Source organism: Tritonibacter multivorans (genome assembly GCF_001458415.1).
GTDB classification, from domain to species: domain Bacteria; phylum Pseudomonadota; class Alphaproteobacteria; order Rhodobacterales; family Rhodobacteraceae; genus Epibacterium; species Epibacterium multivorans.
The window spans coordinates 102,218-118,167 of the sequence record NZ_CYSD01000020.1 but is presented as its reverse complement, the minus strand read 5'-3'; the positions used below and the strand labels follow the sequence as shown (position 1 = coordinate 118,167).

General features: G+C 60.5%; 15 protein-coding genes. 7 read left to right on the top strand and 8 right to left on the bottom strand.

Features of this window, described 5'->3' with window-relative positions; translation table 11 throughout:
• Positions 1–332: 332 nt before the first annotated feature.
• Positions 333–1,589, bottom strand: a complete 1,257-nt coding sequence (locus TRM7557_RS07330; RefSeq protein WP_058289559.1) for a M24 family metallopeptidase — start codon at positions 1,587–1,589, stop codon at positions 333–335.
• A 91-nt stretch (positions 1,590–1,680) separates the two neighbouring features.
• Between TRM7557_RS07330 and TRM7557_RS07325 the strand changes: the two genes are divergently transcribed.
• Positions 1,681–2,556 carry a LysR substrate-binding domain-containing protein gene (locus TRM7557_RS07325; RefSeq protein WP_058289558.1) on the top strand — a complete coding sequence of 292 codons (876 nt, stop codon included), beginning with the start codon at positions 1,681–1,683 and terminating at the stop codon, positions 2,554–2,556.
• 13 nt (positions 2,557–2,569) lie between these two features.
• Here the strand turns inward: TRM7557_RS07325 and TRM7557_RS07320 are convergent, their stop codons facing one another.
• A complete protein-coding gene (locus tag TRM7557_RS07320) occupies positions 2,570–3,034 on the bottom strand; it encodes an Lrp/AsnC family transcriptional regulator (protein ID WP_058289557.1) in 465 nt (154 codons plus the stop codon).
• A gap of 97 nt (positions 3,035–3,131) precedes the next feature.
• Here TRM7557_RS07320 and TRM7557_RS07315 point away from each other — a divergent pair, with 97 nt between their 5' ends.
• Positions 3,132–4,586: an aminotransferase class V-fold PLP-dependent enzyme gene (locus TRM7557_RS07315; protein WP_058289556.1), complete on the top strand. Its 1,455-nt coding sequence runs from the start codon at positions 3,132–3,134 to the stop codon at positions 4,584–4,586.
• On the opposite strand, the gene TRM7557_RS07310 is transcribed toward TRM7557_RS07315, so the two are convergent.
• From TRM7557_RS07310 to TRM7557_RS07290, 5 genes are all read right to left on the bottom strand, one after another.
• On the bottom strand, positions 4,569–5,204 hold the full coding sequence (locus tag TRM7557_RS07310; RefSeq protein ID WP_058289555.1) for an SGNH/GDSL hydrolase family protein: 636 nt from the start codon (positions 5,202–5,204) through the stop codon (positions 4,569–4,571). The two genes, TRM7557_RS07315 and TRM7557_RS07310, sit on opposite strands and share 18 nt — an antisense overlap.
• On the bottom strand, positions 5,201–6,286 hold the full coding sequence (locus TRM7557_RS07305) for an ABC transporter ATP-binding protein (protein ID WP_058289554.1): 1,086 nt from the start codon (positions 6,284–6,286) through the stop codon (positions 5,201–5,203). The genes TRM7557_RS07310 and TRM7557_RS07305 overlap by 4 nt, the downstream gene beginning before the upstream one ends.
• A gap of 18 nt (positions 6,287–6,304) precedes the next feature.
• Entirely contained in the window at positions 6,305–7,726 is a 1,422-nt protein-coding gene (locus TRM7557_RS07300; protein WP_058289553.1) for a carbohydrate ABC transporter permease, read from the bottom strand.
• The gene (locus TRM7557_RS07295) at positions 7,726–8,784 is read right to left on the bottom strand and encodes a carbohydrate ABC transporter permease (protein WP_207382637.1); all 1,059 of its coding nucleotides are present in this window, start codon (positions 8,782–8,784) and stop codon (positions 7,726–7,728) included. Before TRM7557_RS07295 ends, TRM7557_RS07300 begins: the two co-directional genes overlap by 1 nt.
• A 136-nt stretch (positions 8,785–8,920) precedes the next feature.
• Positions 8,921–10,186 (bottom strand): ABC transporter substrate-binding protein, encoded by a 1,266-nt coding sequence (locus TRM7557_RS07290; RefSeq protein WP_207382636.1) that lies wholly within the window; start codon positions 10,184–10,186, stop codon positions 8,921–8,923.
• Between the two features lie 142 nt (positions 10,187–10,328).
• Between TRM7557_RS07290 and TRM7557_RS07285 the strand changes: the two genes are divergently transcribed.
• Positions 10,329–11,243 carry a LysR family transcriptional regulator gene (locus TRM7557_RS07285; RefSeq protein WP_058289552.1) on the top strand — a complete coding sequence of 305 codons (915 nt, stop codon included), beginning with the start codon at positions 10,329–10,331 and terminating at the stop codon, positions 11,241–11,243.
• Between the two features lie 13 nt (positions 11,244–11,256).
• On the opposite strand, the gene TRM7557_RS07280 is transcribed toward TRM7557_RS07285, so the two are convergent.
• Complete coding sequence (locus TRM7557_RS07280; protein ID WP_058289551.1) at positions 11,257–12,135, bottom strand: RNA polymerase factor sigma-32; 879 nt, start codon at positions 12,133–12,135, stop codon at positions 11,257–11,259.
• 234 nt (positions 12,136–12,369) lie between these two features.
• Between TRM7557_RS07280 and cobU the strand changes: the two genes are divergently transcribed.
• The 4 genes from cobU (at position 12,370) to TRM7557_RS07260 (ending at position 15,820) form a co-directional block, all read left to right on the top strand.
• On the top strand, positions 12,370–12,888 hold the full coding sequence (gene cobU / locus TRM7557_RS07275) for a bifunctional adenosylcobinamide kinase/adenosylcobinamide-phosphate guanylyltransferase (RefSeq protein ID WP_058289550.1): 519 nt from the start codon (positions 12,370–12,372) through the stop codon (positions 12,886–12,888).
• Entirely contained in the window at positions 12,885–13,466 is a 582-nt protein-coding gene (locus TRM7557_RS07270) for a histidine phosphatase family protein (RefSeq protein WP_058289549.1), read from the top strand. The genes cobU and TRM7557_RS07270 overlap by 4 nt, the downstream gene beginning before the upstream one ends.
• 58 nt (positions 13,467–13,524) lie before the next feature.
• Entirely contained in the window at positions 13,525–14,205 is a 681-nt protein-coding gene (locus TRM7557_RS07265; RefSeq protein ID WP_058289548.1) for a glutathione S-transferase, read from the top strand.
• Between the two features lie 109 nt (positions 14,206–14,314).
• Positions 14,315–15,820, top strand: a complete 1,506-nt coding sequence (locus TRM7557_RS07260) for a YifB family Mg chelatase-like AAA ATPase (protein ID WP_235811424.1) — start codon at positions 14,315–14,317, stop codon at positions 15,818–15,820.
• Positions 15,821–15,950: the final 130 nt, after the last annotated feature.

Genomic DNA, 15,950 nt, shown 5'->3' with positions numbered 1-15,950 from the left:
GATGTTTGGGTCAGAATTGAATGACGCAACTCACCATTTTATTGAGGTTTTGATCGTCGATTGAGTCAAAGATCTGTGACGTTCCACACCTCCCTCCGGGGTAAGCACGACAGAACAGGCCTAAGGGCCGCATCTTACAAATCTCATCCAGCGCAGCGCACCATCTTTTGGGAACGTCACACGTATCTGTCAATGCACCGTCATTGGCTTAGGCGAACGCGATGATCCAAGGGCACAAGATTCCCAAGGATCGCTATCAGCTAACTGATGCCGGTCAAAACCGGGTCACTGTATCTTTTAACGGTTCCGGCCTTGATGAGCACGCCCACCCCTCAGCGCAGGAGTTCCTCTTCGAACGGGAATTGCGACAAAAGCTCAATCCCGGTGTCGGTGATCAGCACCTGCTGCTCTAGTTTGACGCCCTCGTGACCACTGGTTTCACCGATATAGCTTTCAACGCAGATGGTCATGCCCGCCACGATTTCTCCGTCGTAGCCTGCATCCGGGAAATCGCCCTTGTGATACAGATAGGGGTATTCGCCGGTCATGCCGCAGCCGTGGGCCGAGAGGTAATAGCGGTTCTCGTAGTATTTCTCGGGGATGTCCCAGGCCCGGTCTGCATAGTCGCGAAAGCTCATGCCAGCGCGCAGGATTTCCATATTGGCGTGGACCTGCTCATAGGCCACCTTGTACAGTTCGCGCTGGGTATCGGTGGGTTTACCCGGACCTGCGTGGAAGGTGCGCGAGAAGTCGGAATAGTAGCCGTGGCAGCCGACAACATCGGTGTCCAGCGCGATCAGTTCGTTTTCACCGATCACATTGCTGGAGGTTTCCTGAAACCAGGGGTTCGAACGGGCACCTGCGTTCAGAAGACGGGTTTCGCAGTAATCCGCGTTCTCCGCGATCACCGACTGGTGCAGCACCGACCAAAGTTCGTTTTCGGTCATGCCGGGACGGATCGCTGCGCGCAGCTTGGCAACACCGTTTTCAGTGGCCCGCAGCGACGCGTTGATGCATTTCATCTCTTCGCTGGATTTCACCGACCGCGCCATTTCAACGGCTTCCTGCGCATCCACAATGTTGAAGCCACAGTCTTTCAGCGCAATCGCAGTGCCCGCATTCAAGCGCTCCAGACCAACGGTGGCCCCCTTGCCAACCAGCTCAGCGATCAGGTCCCCCATCTCGGCGGCCCATTCTTTTTCGCGGGCGGCAATGTCCGGTCCGGCCGCAACAAAGCTGGCGGTTTTCGAGGGGCGGACCTCGTCGATGGTCTCGTAGCCCTCACCCAGATGCAGACAGCCGGTGAATTCGAACAAGATGGATTTATTCGCCGTCAGCAGCAGATAACGCGACGGCGCATTGCGCTGGCAGAAGATCTGCATATTGCGCGCACCCGTTGCGTAGCGGATGTTGATCGGATCGGAAAGGATCACCGCTTCCACACCAAAGCGCGCCATCTGTGCGCGCACACGGTCACGGCGGTAAAGGCGCACGGCCTTCAGGTCGATGCCTTCGCTTTCGGGGGCGCGATCCAATAGGGCAATGCCTGCCAAATCGCTGCGTTCGGCGTGCCAGTCAAAGTTAGCCATAAGATATTCTCCTGTCTTGGTGGCATATCTAATGCTTGGCCAAAATCGAAAGAACGTTGAAAATAGTCGCGCACCGCCATAACCATTTGGAATGGATAGCCGTCGGAAAAGCCTGCCCCCACTGGACACTTTGGTGTTCTTTGAAGCCGCCGTTCGCGCAGGCAGCTTCAGCGCCGCCGCAGCCGAGCTGTATGTGTCGCAGGCCGCGGTCAGCAAGCGGGTGCGCCAATTGGAAGACTGGCTGGGGGCGGATCTGTTTGAACGCGGTGCGCGCAGCCTGACGCTCAGCCCGGCGGGCCAGCAGCTTGCCGAACCGGCCACCATGGCGCTGGACTATCTGCAGACCGCAATTGACCGGGTCAAATCGCCGACCTCCCCTTCGGTTCGGATTGCTGCAAACTCTGCTGTCGCCGTGTTCTGGCTGTTTAAACGGCTCAAATCCTTTGCGCTCAGCCCGGCCGCCTGTCCGCTTGAAACGGTCACGATGGATGACCCCCGCGATCTGCTGAGCGCAGACAATGACCTCTCTATTATCTATGCAAACCAGCTGCCCGACGGATGGACAGGACAGCCCCTGATGAAGGAAGAACTTGCCCCTGTCGCGTCTCCCGCTGGCCTTGCGCGGTTCAGACAGGACCCGCACAATATGCCCTTGCTGGATTACCGGCGCCATGCCCCGGACTGGATCAACTGGGAGGTCTGGCTGCAACGCCAGCCCGACAGCCCGCTGCACAGCGCCACCAAGGTGATGTGCCAGAACTACAGCCATTCCATCGGACAAGCGCTGGATGGCGCTGGCATTGCGCTGGCCAGCTGTTCCCTGTTGCAGGACGAGCTGACCTCGGGTCGTTTGCGACGACTTCAGGCCGCGCCACTGTACACGGGCTATCAATACTTCCTGATCTGGAAACAGCACGATAAGCGGCCAGAGCTACAGGCGCTTGTCCAGCATTTGTCGCCGACCTAAGCGGGGCAAGGTTCTAGGCGGGCACATTCCGGCTGTCTGCAATCGCTTCCATGGCGATGTAGGACGTCACGGCTTCCAGTTCGTTTTCTTTGATCAGCCGTTGGTAGACGCGGTCAAAGTCATTCATGTCCCGCGCCACGATCTTGATCATGTAGTCGTAGTCGCCCGCGATCCGGAAAAAGTCGATCACATTGTCGATCGCCAAAACGGATTTGCGAAACCGCTCCAGCCACTCGGCCGAATGGTGCCGGGTGCGCACCATGGCAAACACCGTCAGATCAAGCCCCACCGCCTGCATATCAAGGCGGACCGTTTGCCCCGTGATCACCCCATCCTCGCGCAGGCGGGTGAGACGGCGCCAGCAGGAATTCTGCGACAACCCCACTTTGTCGGCCAGTTCACGTTGAGACAGCGACGCATCCTGCTGCAAGGCGCGCAGGATGGATTTATCAATATTATCGAGCTGCCTTGTGGTCATGTGATAGAACCATCTCTTATCCAACGAATAACTTGGTGAAGTTTACCCATCAACTGTGGGGTAATCAATTGCATGACGCAACCGAAGGAGAGCCGCCATGCACACCGATCCATCAGAACCCACGCAGTTTCACCGCTTTGCACAGTCAGTGGAGCGCCCGGATCTGATCGCCTGGTTGCAGCAGGGCCTTATCGGCGACGGCGCTTCGGTGCCCTCTCCCACTGGTGCGCAGCCCCTGATCTATGCCGACTACGTGGCCTCGGGGCGCGCCTTGCAGCAGATCGAAGACTGTGTGACCCGGGACATCCTGCCCTATTACGCCAACAGCCACACAGAGGCCTCCTTCTGCGGGCAGATGATGACCCGGCTGCGCAAACAGGCGCGCCAGATCATTCTGAAGAGCTGCAAAGCCGACGACCGCTATGCGCTGGTCTTTACCGGGTCGGGCGCCACGGCTGGTTTGAACCGGCTGGTGGGGCTGTTTGGGGCCTGCTCCGACCAAGGGGCGCAGCCGCCTCTGGTGATCCTTGGCCCCTACGAGCATCACTCCAATATCCTGCCGTGGCGCGAAAGCGGCGCGGAGGTGGTTGAGACCCCCGAATCCCCGCTTGGTGGGCCTGACCTCGACGCCCTTGAAGAAATCCTGCAAGCCAATCACGGGCGGCACATGATTGGCGCATTTTCCGCCATGTCCAATGTCACCGGGATCGTCACCGATGTGCCTGCTGTCACACGCCTGCTGAAACGCTATGGCGCGCTCAGCATCTGGGACTATGCCGGCGGTGCGCCCTATCTGGACATCGACATGTCGGGTGGCACCGATGCGGAAATCGACGCGATTGTGCTGTCTGCACATAAATTCATTGGCGGGCCCGGTGCCTCTGGTGTCTTGATCCTGCGCCGGGATGCTGTATCGCGCAAAACACCGACCCTGCCCGGCGGTGGCACCGTTTCTTTTGTTTCCCCCTGGGCGCATGATTATTCGGACGACGTGGTCGCCCGCGAAGAGGCAGGCACCCCCAATGTGATCGGCGATCTGCGCGCGGCGCTGTGTTTCATGGTTAAGGATGCAATCGGATCTGATTTCATGCAGAAGCGCCTCGCCACCTTTCGGGACCGCGCAGAGGCTGTCTGGCTCAAAACGCCGGGCCTGACCCTGCTTGGGAACCTCCGGGCCACGCGGGTGCCCATTTTTTCCTTTGTCGTCAAAGATCTTGAGGGGCGGCCCATTCACCAGCAACTGGTCACACGGATGTTGACGGACCTGCACGGCGTCCAGGCACGAGGCGGCTGCGCCTGCGCAGGTCCCTATGGGCACCGGCTGCTTGGGATCGATGCAGCCCAGTCCGACACTTTTCGGCAGGCCATTCTGAACGGTCAGGAGATTGAAAAACCCGGCTGGACGCGCCTTGGGTTCTCTGCCCTGATGTGCGACGAAAAAGCGGATCGGATCATTGAAGCCGTCGCCAGCATTGCCGGCACAACACCCGAGGTTCTGGCCAGCTACCGCGTGGACGAAGGCACCGCGCGGTTTTCACCCTGGGCGGCCTGACACCGCGACCGCGCGGCATTCCTCTGCCAGAACAGAGCTCAGCGCCTCCTGAATGATCGTCGCCAACCTTGCGTGGCTGGCCGTTGTGGGATGAAGCCCATCGGTCAGCGCGCCCGGCTCCTGCCCAAGGTCACCGGTTGAAATACGGTCAAACCCATGCTCGGCGCAGAATGCGGACAGCTCTCCTGAGACGCGCTGCAGGTCGGCGTTGAAGTAAGACCGGTCCGGTTTGAACAGCACCGTGCGGGTTTCATCGACAAACAACAGATCCACAAAGCGGATCATCACATGGCGATTGAGACCTCGAAAATGCCGCACGATCTGACACAGGTTGTCGCGGTATTGCGCAAGCGTCGTCTCGGTCGCATTGCGCCCATGGCGAAAGCGGGCGTCATTGGTGCCGATCTGGATCAGCACGCGGTCATAGGCGCGGTTGGGCAGGTGGGTCAGGATATCCGCAGACGTCGCCCCGCAGACGCCCACAATATCGGCAGGTGTTTGGGCCGCGATCTGTTTGGCCCAGCCGAAATCCCCCTCCGCGCCTTCGCCCGCCACAAGGCTGTCACCCAGGATCAACAGGGGGGCGTCCCCCGTCAACTGATGAACGTCGTCAGTCATTGCAGCGCCAAGCTTTCTTCACTTTGCGCGTCAAAGACATGGATCGCGTCTGGGTTCGGGCGCAGGTTCAGGCGGTCACCAACGCGCACCGCGGTCTGTCCCCTTGCAGTGACCACCAGTTCTTCGTCACAGGGCGATGTGCCAAAGAGGATAGATTCAGATCCCAACTGTTCAACGGCCGTGACCTGCATGTGCAGCGGCGCGTCACTGTCAGTGATCTCCAGATCGCCGGGGCGAATGCCCATCACCGCCGGACGACTGGCGGGGCGACCAAAACGGTCGGTGGACAGTGCAATATCCTGCCCGTCCTGCAGACGCAGGATCGTCTGTCCCGCGCCCGCGATCAACCCCGCCTTGAGGAAGTTCATCCGGGGCGAGCCGATAAAACCCGCGACAAACATATTGGCGGGCGCATTGTACAGTTCGAGCGGGGCCCCGAATTGTTCCAAGCGGCCCGCGCGCAGCACTGCGATCTTGTCGGCCATTGTCATCGCCTCGACCTGATCATGGGTCACATAGATCATCGTATTGCCCAGCCGTTGATGCAGGGCGGAAATCTCGCCGCGTGTGGCAACCCGCAGTTCGGCATCAAGGTTTGACAGCGGCTCATCAAACAGAAAAGCACGCGGTTCACGCACCACGGCGCGGCCAATAGCGACCCGCTGACGCTGCCCCCCCGACAGCTGGCCCGGTTTGCGGTCCAGATAGCCATCGATCTGCAGCATCCGCGCGGCATCCTCGACGCGGGATTTGATCTCGGCCTTGGGGAGGTTGATGTTCTCAAGCCCAAACGACAGGTTCTTGCGCACCGACATATGCGGATAAAGCGCGTAAGACTGGAACACCATGGCGAGCCCCCGCTTGGCCGCCGAGATGCCATTGACCCGCGCGCCGTCGATCAGCAGATCGCCAGCGGTGACGTCTTCGAGCCCCGCGATCATTCGCAGCAGGGTGGATTTGCCACAGCCCGATGGGCCAACAAAGACGCAGAACTCACCCGATGGAATGTCGAGGTCGATGCCGTGGATCACCTCGGTCTTGCCATAGGATTTCTTGATGTTTTTCAGCTGAATGCTTGTCATGTTTGGAACTATGGAGCCTTATTTCATGCCGGAATTTGCAATGCCGGTGGTGATGTAACGTTGCAGGAAAACAAAGACCAAAGTGGTCGGGATCAGGCTGACCATGGTCATCGCCAGACGGTAATGTTCCTGACTGGTGTGTTCGCCGCGAAATTCCAGAAGACACAGCTGGATGGTGTAGGCTTCTTTGACGGTCGCCACCGCAACCAGCGGCACAATCAGGTCGTTCCAGCGCCAGACGATGGACAGGATGCCCAGCGCCGCAATGGCAGGCAGCGCAAGGGGGGCGACGATCTTCCAGAAGATTTTCCATTCACTGGCGCTGTCCATCCGCGCGGCCTCGATCAGCTCATCCGGCAGGGTCAGCATGTATTGCCGCAGCATAAACACCCCCGCAGGCGTGGCCGATCCCGGAATGATAATCCCCCAAAGCGAGCCGGAAATCCCCGTCGCTTGAATGGCCTTGAACACCCCGACCAGCGTGATCGTTGGCGGCACCATGAGGGTCGCAAGGATCAGCGCAAGGAACATCACCTGCCCCCGGAACTTGTATTTCGACAGGGCAAAGGCCGCCATGGAGTTGATCAGCAGCGTGATCGCCGTGCCGACAATGGTCACGATCACCGAATTGGTCAGACAGCGGGTAAAATCGACGGTCACGCCATAGGAGCTGCCTGACAGCGGATCGATATAATTCTCCCAGGCGATCTGCACATTCCGGTCGGCCTGCAGGCTGGCGGTGGGCAATTTGGTGACCTTGGCGTTGACCGCGTCCACGGGACGTGCCGGCGTAAAGGCGCGTTTGATGTCGATGTTGGAGACACCCCATTGGCGGATCTCTCCGGTCTGGGGATCAGGGGCCGACACAAGGATCTGACTGGTCAGCCGCGCGCCCGGATACAGACCGGTGAATTCGCGCAGCAAGCGGTCATTGGCCGGGCTCAGGCCCGCAAGCGCGGCCTCAATATTAACCTCGGCCTTGGCGCTGGCGCTCATGGTGCGGTAGCGGGGCAGCCAGTCAGGCAGGCCCTGGGCCGCAATCACCGCAAGCGCCTGCGGTTCGGTCTGGCCCAGATGGCTGCGCAGGGCAAGCGCGGCGTCGCCCGTTTGGGCACTTAAGAACCCTGCCACGTCTTGGGCGGCTTGGTCCGCGGCGCTCAGATCGCGCCAGTTCAGCACCCAGTCGGGCAGATCGGTGATAAAGAAGATCCGTTTGCCGTCCGGTCCCTGCACGGTGGCGCGGGCCACACGGGTATAATCCCCGGGGATCAGCGAAATGTCCTGCCGTTCGATCTGAAAGGCGGTTTTGACCGAATTCAGCCCCAGCCAGACCACGGGGATAAAGATCAGCAGAAACCCGAAGGCGAGGTAACCATAGGACAGCCAGTCCACCAGTGTCAGCCGACCCCGGCCTTGGGTGCGTGTCAGAAAGGCCCACATTAGCGCGCTCCCTTACCGGAAAGGGCGATCTGCAACACAGACAAAAGCCCAAGGAATGCGGCAATCAAAAGCGATGCGGTGGCGGCAATGCCCAGACCATGTGTGGTCGGCGTGCCGCGCAGACCGGACGTTTCAAAGATATAGGCCACAACGGAAATCCAGCTGACCTGCATGGCAAAAAGCTCCTCAAAGGCCTGAAACGCTTTGATCAGCGACAGGACAAAAACCACCAGCAGGGTCGGCATCAGGAGCGGAATGGTAATATGGGTGAGCGCCCGCCAGGGTGAGGTGCCGTCCATTTCGGCCGCCTCGTACAGATCGGCAGGGATCGCCTGCAGTCCGGCCAGAAGGATCAGCATATAAAACCCCAGATGCGCCCAGGTATAGACAAAGACGGACCAGAACATGGTCCAGCCGGGATCGGTCAGCCATTGGATCGGCGCATCAATCCAGCCCCATTGCATCAGCGTGACGGACAGAACCCCCTGACGCTTCAGGATCAGGGTCCATAGGAAGCCAACCACCACAGGCGACAGCATGACGGGGTAGAAAAAGATCGACCGCCAAAAGCCACGGCCTGCGATGTCCCGGTTCAAAACAAGCGCGGTGATCAGCGCGAACAGCACCATGATCGGCACCTGAAACACCACAAAGACGGCAGTATCGGTGACGGCGCGCAGGAATTTGTCATCCTCGCGGTTTTCCGCCCCGGTGTCGGGCTGGGTTTCGCCCAGCAATCGCACAAGGTTATCGGTGCCCGCCCAGTCGCGATCCTGAAATAGGATGCTGGACCCTTCGGTTGCGGAAAACCCCATGTTCATGAACAGCGGCGCAAAGGTGAACAGGCCAAAGACCAACACGTTCGGCAGCAGGAACAGATAGGGCTGCGGCCCCTGGCCCGCAAAGCGTTGTGCCAGCTCCATCGGCCAGCCAAGGACGCCCATAAGCCAGGCCCCTGTCCCCTGCGCACGGGTCAGCGCCGCGCCAATGGCAATATAGCCAATCGCCAAGTAAAGCCATTGCGCCTGCAAAAGCGCGGCTGCCATCTCTGCTATCATCGGGGTGTCCTGTCCTGATGCCTGTCTTCGGTCGGGCCTTTGGCCGCTTCTGTTTCTTACCGCTCCGGCCTGCATCACGTCTTGGCCGGTGCGGCGCGCCCAGCGGCCCCAAAAGGCCACTTGGGGAGGAAAGCGATTATTCCGCGATCTTGGCTTTTACATCGGCATCAATTGCAGCGAGCGCCTCGTCCAGCGACACTTCGCCATTGATCGCCTTGGTCAGGTAATCGGGCACCACGCCATAGATGACAAAGTTCTTGGGATAGCCCTGGAAGGCAAAGGCCTGCGGGGTGGTGGTTGCCGCCTTCAGCGCATTGTCGGCAAAGACATTCAGCGCATCTGCCACACGGGCCGAAGCCCCCTGATACTCAATCCCTGTCTGTTGCAGACCCGCATGCGCCGGGATCGACTGGGTCTTGGCGTGGTATTCCGCGCCAATGTCTTCGCGCGCCATGAAGTCGATGAACTTGGCCACGGCTTCGGGGTGATCGGTGGATTTGAACCCCGCAACAGCCGGGCCGCCGACCATGGCACCACAGCCGCCTTCGCCACAGGGCACCGGCACGGCTTTCCAGTCAAAGTCGGTGATATTGCTGTCGTAGGAATTGATCAGCCAGGAGCCGCCAAAATGCATCGCCACCTGACCGTTCAGGAACAAGGGCGCTGCATTGCGGAAGCTGGTACCCGCCCCCGCAGGCCAGCCCTCGACCGGCATGAAGCCCGACTTGTGCCAGTCAATGAACAGTTCTGCAATGGTGCGGAAGCCGTCGTCCACAAGGATCGGCTCGCCCGTGTCATCCATGAACTTAGCGCCAAAGGAAAACGCCGGCCCCGCCCAGCGATGCGCGGTGCGGTCCAATGCAAAGGCCGCGTCCAGCCCCAGCGTGTCCTTCACCTCGGTCAGGGCTGTGACCCAGTCATCCCATGTCGCGCCTGCTTCGGGCACATCCACGCCTGCATCTTCAAACATGGTCAGGTTCACAAAGGGCCCCGTGGCCCCCATGCCCGGCCAGCCATAGATACCGGCCGTGTCGCCTGCGGGGCGCATCCACGGCAGGGTGGCAGCAAAATTCGCCTCGTAATAAGCGCTGTCCACATAGGGTGCGATATCAAGGAAATAGGGTGCCATGCCGCCAAGGTCGGTCACACGCGCCAGATCTGGCACCGTATCACCGGCCTGCAGTTGCTTCAGCAGCTGATCCCGGATGACCTCGTAGCTCACGATATTGGTGTTCACCACATGGCCGGTCTCCTCCGTGAACCGCGCGCTCAGTTCCGCGATCACATCGCATTCGGTGCCGTCCTGGTAGCACAGGAAATCGATCTCATCGGCGGTGGCGGTCTGCGCCAGTGCCGACAGGGTCAGAGCCACCGCCGGGGTGGTCAGTGTCTTCATCTGCATGTTTTTCCTCCCTTGCGACCCGATCTCCACGTCAGGCCGTCGCCGGGCCAAGCCCGGCATGAAGTTGAAGCCTAGATGCAGCTTTGTGGTTCCTGAACTGCTAAAAATTGCGCAAAGCTATGCCAGATGGTTATATGCACCCATGACCCAAGAGAGCTATCCAAATCTGACCACCCTGCGCCAGTTCGTAGAGATCCACAACGCGGGCGGCATGGCACGGGCGGCGCGGCATCTGGGGCTGACGCAGCCTGCCCTGTCGCGCAATATCAAAAAGCTAGAGGCGATCATCGGCGCACCGTTGCTGGACCGGCACAGCCGGGGCACCGATCTGACGGCAGCAGGCCAGAGCTTTCTGAAACATGCTTCGCGAATTTTGCTGGAGCTGGAGCACGGCCTGGAAGACGCACGCAAAACAGCGGGCATCGCGCGAAACGAACTGCGGATTGGCGCTGGTGCGGTCTTTGCGCACGCCGTGCTGCCGCGCATTCTGCCTGCCTTTGATGCAGCCATGCCGGGCTATCAGGTGACCGTGAAAACGGTGCCGTTTGAAACCATCGAAGAGGTGCTGTCCAACCGCAGCGTGGATCTGTGCATTCACGGCATCCCGGCAAATGCGTCCGGCGCGTTGATCACCCAGCCGATCCACCGGGCCCGCCGTTCGATCCTATGTGCGCCGGATCATCCACTGATGGGGTTGGAAACACCTGCCTCTGCATCGGATCTGGCAGCGCATCCGTTTGTGTCCTTTGCCCCGGACCGCCATCAGATGCGGGATTTGGACCGGCTGTTTCGCCTTGCTATGCTGAACCCACCGCAGATCGCACTAGAGGTGGATCTGCTCTCACCTGCACTTGACGTGCTGCAGCAGGGGCGACATTTGATGTACGGCAGTTCGTTGCTGGCAGAATTCGCGCGGGATGCGGGTATCTGCGTGCTGGACACCGAATTTGAGTTGGGCCAATACCAGATTGGCTTCAGCCACAGTGCCAGCACGCAGCTGGAATCTGGCGCAAAACGCCTGTTGTCGATTGCCCGGACCACCTTGCAGCAGGCCTGAGCAAATCACGGGGTCAGTTCAGGAACATCTGCACTTCGCCGGACTGGCTTTCCAGCCGTTTGCGCATTTTGACAAAAGCGCCTGCCTCCAGCTGGCGCACACGTTCCTTGGACAGGCCCAGCTCATTGCCAAGGCTTTCCAGAGTCCGCGGCTCTGGGCGCAGTTTCCGTTCCCGGACAATAAAACGCTCGCGTTCATTCAACCCTTTCAGCGCGGCCAGCAGCCATTCGCGCAGCTGCTGACGGTCCAGATCATCTGCCACAAGCTCGGCCGCCTGCTGGCCTTCGTCTTCCAGCGCATCAATCCATTCGCGGCCGTCTTCATCTGCGGATTGCACCGCATTCAACGAAAAGTCAGATCCCGCAAGCCGCCCCTCCATCATCTCCACATCGCGCAGCGGCACGCCGGCCTCTTTGGCGATTTTCGCCTGAAGCTCGGGGCGGCTCATCTCGACCCCATCACTTTGGGCTTCGCGTTCCAGCTGGGCTTGGATCCGGCGCATATTGAAAAACAGCGACTTCTGGGAAGAGGTCGACCCGGTGCGCACCATCGACCAGTTGCGCATGACGTAATCCTGGATCGAGGCCTTGATCCACCACACCGCATAGGTCGAAAAGCGCACACCGCGGTCGGGGTCAAACTTGTCCGCTGCTTTCATCAGGCCGAGGCCTGCTTCCTGGATCAGATCGCTCATCGGCGCGCCATAGCGGCGAAACTTCGAGGCCATGGAAATCGCCAGCCGCATATAAGCCGTCACCAGACGATGCAGCGCAGCTTCGTCCCGTTCATCGCGCCAGGCATAAGCCAGCGCGAGTTCAGTCTCTGCATCCAGCAGTTCGGCCTGCATGGCGCGTTTTGGCAGTGGATTCTTGGTGGTTTCATCCAGTGGCATTGGATAGTCCCTCCTCGGTCAGATACACCCCGATTACGGTGGCGGCGAGAGGATGGATCACAATAACCTACACGTGTCTTCCCTCCGGCCCGTACATCCATTGGAACGTCTGACCACTGGGTCTGGCAAGTCAAAAACGGGTGAGAGGGCCTGATCCATTTGGCGTACTCCCCCTGTTCAAGTGGGCAAGCAGCCTGTAATCAACACCTTAGGCCACATGCGGAGGACATTGAGATGGAGCCGAAGATAACCCTGGTTCTGGGCGGCGCGGCCTCTGGCAAGTCGGCTTTTGCAGAGAATCTGGTGTTTCAAAGCGGAAAACCCCGCCACTATTGGGCCACGTCGCAGGTTTTTGACGCCGAAATGGCTGAAAAAGTCCGGCTGCATCTGGCGCAACGCGGGGCGGACTGGACCACCGTGGAGGAACCGCAGGACGCCGCAGCCGCCCTTGTTGGTATTGACGCGGGGGACATCCTGCTGATGGACTGTGCGACCATGTGGCTGACGAACCATCTTCTGGCGGAAAACGATCTGACGGCGGCCACGGATCAGCTGATGGCGGCTTTTGCAGCCTGCTCGGCAGAGATCATCGTGGTGTCCAATGAAACCGGCATGGGCATTGTACCTGAAAACGCGCTCGCCCGTCGGTTCCGCGAGGCACAGGGGCGTTTGAACATCACCTTGGCCGCCCGCGCAGATCGCGTGGTGCAGGTGGTTGCAGGCCTGCCGAATGTGCTGAAAGGTTCCCTATGATCACCCGGTTTCACCTGATCCGCCACGGACCTACCCACGCCAAATCCATGGTGGGCTGGTCAGACCTGCCAGCCGACCTCAGCGACATCGCCGCCATCGCACGGCTCGAGGCCGCCCTGCCCCGCGAGGCGGTGGTGATTTCGTCCGACCTGATCCGGGCTGTGGCCACCGCCGACGCCATTCAGGGCGACCGCCCCCGCCTGCCGCATACGCAGGCCCTGCGCGAAATGCACTTTGGCGATTGGGAATTGCGCCGCTGGAAAGACATTGATGCCGAAGATCCCGACCGCATTCGGGCGTTTTGGGAAGAGCCCGGCGACAATGCAGCGCCCGGTGGGGAGAGCTGGAACATGCTCTCCGCGCGCGTCAATGCGCAGATGGACCATCTGGCGCAAGCTCATGCAGGTCGCGACGTGATTGTTGTAGGGCATTTTGGTCAGATCCTATGCCAGATCGAACGCGCCGGCGGCATGACAACAACAGAGGCCTTTGGCCAAAAGATCGACAACCTGTCACTCAGCCGCATTCACCATGGCCCTGAAGGATGGGGGCTGACCGAAATCAATCACAATCCGTGATGAGTTCGTTCAAAAATATTCTCTTTAGTGATTAAAGCTTCCCCGCTAGGCTCTGTGTATGGCTTACACATTGTATATCGGCGATCGCCTCTATTCCAGCTGGTCCCTGCGCGGATGGCTGATGTTAGAGAAATTCAAAATCCCTCATAAAGTCAAGCTTGTGGGGCTCTATTCCGGCACGATGGCGCAAGATCTGGCGCATTTGGCGCCAGCGCGTCTGGTGCCAACTTTGGTCACACCTGCTGGCACCGTCATAGGCGAAAGCCTTGCGATGGCGGAAACGCTGGCCGAAGAAAACCCCGGTGCAGGGCTCTGGCCTGCGGCCGCCGCCCAGCGCGCAACGGCCCGTTGGCTGGTGTCGGAAATGGCTTGCGGCTTTGGCGCGCTGCGCGGCGACTGCCCCATGCAGCTGAGCCATATCTGGCAGGGGTTTGACCCTTCCGAGGCCGTGCGCAAAGACCTTGCACGGATCGAGACCCTGTTTGCTCATGCCCGCCAGATGAGCGGCGCAAAAGATGGCTATCTTTTTGGCGACTACAGCCTTGCGGATGTGTTCTACACCCCGGTTGCGGCCCGCATCTGGGGCTATGACCTGCCGGTGAGTTCCGAGACACGCGCCTATTGCCGCCTTCTTCTGTCCGACCCGGCTGTGCTTGCCTGGCAGGAAGAAGCCCGCAAAGTGACCTATGCGCCAGAGCCTTACGCCCTGCCACTGGACCGGCGCGACTGGCAGCTTTGAGGCGAATTCGCGCAGAACTTACGGGCGCATTAACCCCCCGCTAACCATGAGTGCCGGAGCCTTGTCTGAAACAGGGCACCGGCATCATGGCGGGCAACGGGGGCGCAATGTGGCCATAGCCAAAGTACAAACAGTCGCCTTTCTTGGGATCGAAGCCAAACCGGTCGAGGTACAATGCGCTCTCGCCCCCGGCCTGCCTGCGTTTTCCATCGTGGGCCTGCCCGACAAAGCAGTGAGCGAAGCGCGTGACCGCGTGCGCGCGTCGCTTGCGGAAATGTCCATCGCCCTGCCCGCCAAACGCATCACCATCAACCTCTCGCCTGCCGACCTGCCCAAAGAGGGCAGCCATTTTGACCTCGCGCTTGCCTTTGCCCTGCTCAGCGCGCTGGAAATCCTGCCCCCCGAGGCTGCACAGGAAACCCTGGTCCTTGGGGAATTGTCCCTTGATGGGCGTTTGATGCCCGTGGCCGGGGCCCTGCCTGCCGCCCTGACCGCCGCAGAACAGAACCGGGCGCTGCTGTGCCCGCAGGCCTCCAGTGCCGAAGCGGCCTGGGTCGATGGCACGCGCGTGATTGGCGCAAACACCCTGACCGAGGTCATCCGCCACTTTATCGGACAAACCGTGATCGAAGCCGCCCGCCCCGGTGAGGTGCAATCAGACCTTGGCCTGCAGGATCTGGCAGACGTCAAAGGACAAGAAATTCCCAAACGCGCGCTCGAAATCGCCGCTGCCGGGCGGCATCATTTGCTGATGACCGGGCCGCCGGGATCCGGAAAATCCATGCTGGCGGCGCGCATGCCGTCGATCCTGCCACCGCTCGACCCGCGCGAAGCGCTGGAAACCGCGATGATCCAATCGATCCATGGCATGATAGAAGATGGCGGAATTGACCGGATCCGCCCCTATCGGTCGCCGCATCACACGGCCTCAATGGCGGCGGTTGTGGGCGGCGGACGCCGCGCGCATCCCGGCGAAATCAGCCTGGCCCACAACGGCGTGTTGTTTCTGGATGAACTGCCAGAATTTGCCCGCCCCGTGTTGGAAACCCTGCGTCAGCCGGTCGAAACCGGCGAAGTCATGGTGGCCCGCGCCAATGCCCATGTGACCTACCCCTGCCGCTTTATGCTGGTGGCGGCAGCTAACCCCTGCAAATGCGGCTACATGGGCGACGCCCAGCGCGCCTGCGCGCGCGCGCCACAGTGCGGGGCGGATTATATGGGGCGTATTTCAGGCCCATTGATGGATCGTTTCGATCTGCGGGTCCATGTGCCCGCCCTGTCTTTGCGCGAGTTGGACGACCTGACCCCCGGCGAAAGCTCGGCTGTGGTGGCCGCCCGCGTTGCGGCGGCCCGCAGCATCCAAGCAGAGCGATACCTGGACCACCCCACCGCACGGCTCAATTCAGATGCTGAAGGGCAACTGCTGGAACACGTCGCTCGCCCCAATGACGCCGGCCGAGAGACCCTTTTGAAGGCCGCCGACAAATTCAACCTCACCGCGCGCGGCTATCACCGCGTGTTGCGGGTTTCTCGGACGATTGCCGATCTGGATGGGGACGAACATGTCAATCGCGACCATATTCTGGAGGCCCTGCATTTCCGCCTGCAGCTCTAGGCCAATCCCGCGGTGCAGGCATCGCACGCGCTCCCGCCCGTCGCCGCTGCCAAAGGCAGCGCCTCCCGTTGGGCCACGCAGCGCACCTGCGGTGCGCTGCGGTTGCGTCCGAGGGAAACGTTCCGGAAAA

Bases quoted from the DNA above. Each gene is read 5' to 3' on its own strand.
- TRM7557_RS07330 (WP_058289559.1), bottom strand. From the start codon at position 1,589: ATGGCTAACTTTGACTGGCACGCCGAACGCAGCGATTTGGCAGGCATT.
- TRM7557_RS07325 (WP_058289558.1), top strand. From the start codon at position 1,681: ATGGATAGCCGTCGGAAAAGCCTGCCCCCACTGGACACTTTGGTGTTC.
- TRM7557_RS07320 (WP_058289557.1), bottom strand. From the start codon at position 3,034: ATGACCACAAGGCAGCTCGATAATATTGATAAATCCATCCTGCGCGCC.
- TRM7557_RS07315 (WP_058289556.1), top strand. From the start codon at position 3,132: ATGCACACCGATCCATCAGAACCCACGCAGTTTCACCGCTTTGCACAG.
- TRM7557_RS07310 (WP_058289555.1), bottom strand. From the start codon at position 5,204: ATGACTGACGACGTTCATCAGTTGACGGGGGACGCCCCCCTGTTGATC.
- TRM7557_RS07305 (WP_058289554.1), bottom strand. From the start codon at position 6,286: ATGACAAGCATTCAGCTGAAAAACATCAAGAAATCCTATGGCAAGACC.
- TRM7557_RS07300 (WP_058289553.1), bottom strand. From the start codon at position 7,726: ATGTGGGCCTTTCTGACACGCACCCAAGGCCGGGGTCGGCTGACACTG.
- TRM7557_RS07295 (WP_207382637.1), bottom strand. From the start codon at position 8,784: ATGATAGCAGAGATGGCAGCCGCGCTTTTGCAGGCGCAATGGCTTTAC.
- TRM7557_RS07290 (WP_207382636.1), bottom strand. From the start codon at position 10,186: ATGCAGATGAAGACACTGACCACCCCGGCGGTGGCTCTGACCCTGTCG.
- TRM7557_RS07285 (WP_058289552.1), top strand. From the start codon at position 10,329: ATGACCCAAGAGAGCTATCCAAATCTGACCACCCTGCGCCAGTTCGTA.
- TRM7557_RS07280 (WP_058289551.1), bottom strand. From the start codon at position 12,135: ATGCCACTGGATGAAACCACCAAGAATCCACTGCCAAAACGCGCCATG.
- cobU (WP_058289550.1), top strand. From the start codon at position 12,370: ATGGAGCCGAAGATAACCCTGGTTCTGGGCGGCGCGGCCTCTGGCAAG.
- TRM7557_RS07270 (WP_058289549.1), top strand. From the start codon at position 12,885: ATGATCACCCGGTTTCACCTGATCCGCCACGGACCTACCCACGCCAAA.
- TRM7557_RS07265 (WP_058289548.1), top strand. From the start codon at position 13,525: ATGGCTTACACATTGTATATCGGCGATCGCCTCTATTCCAGCTGGTCC.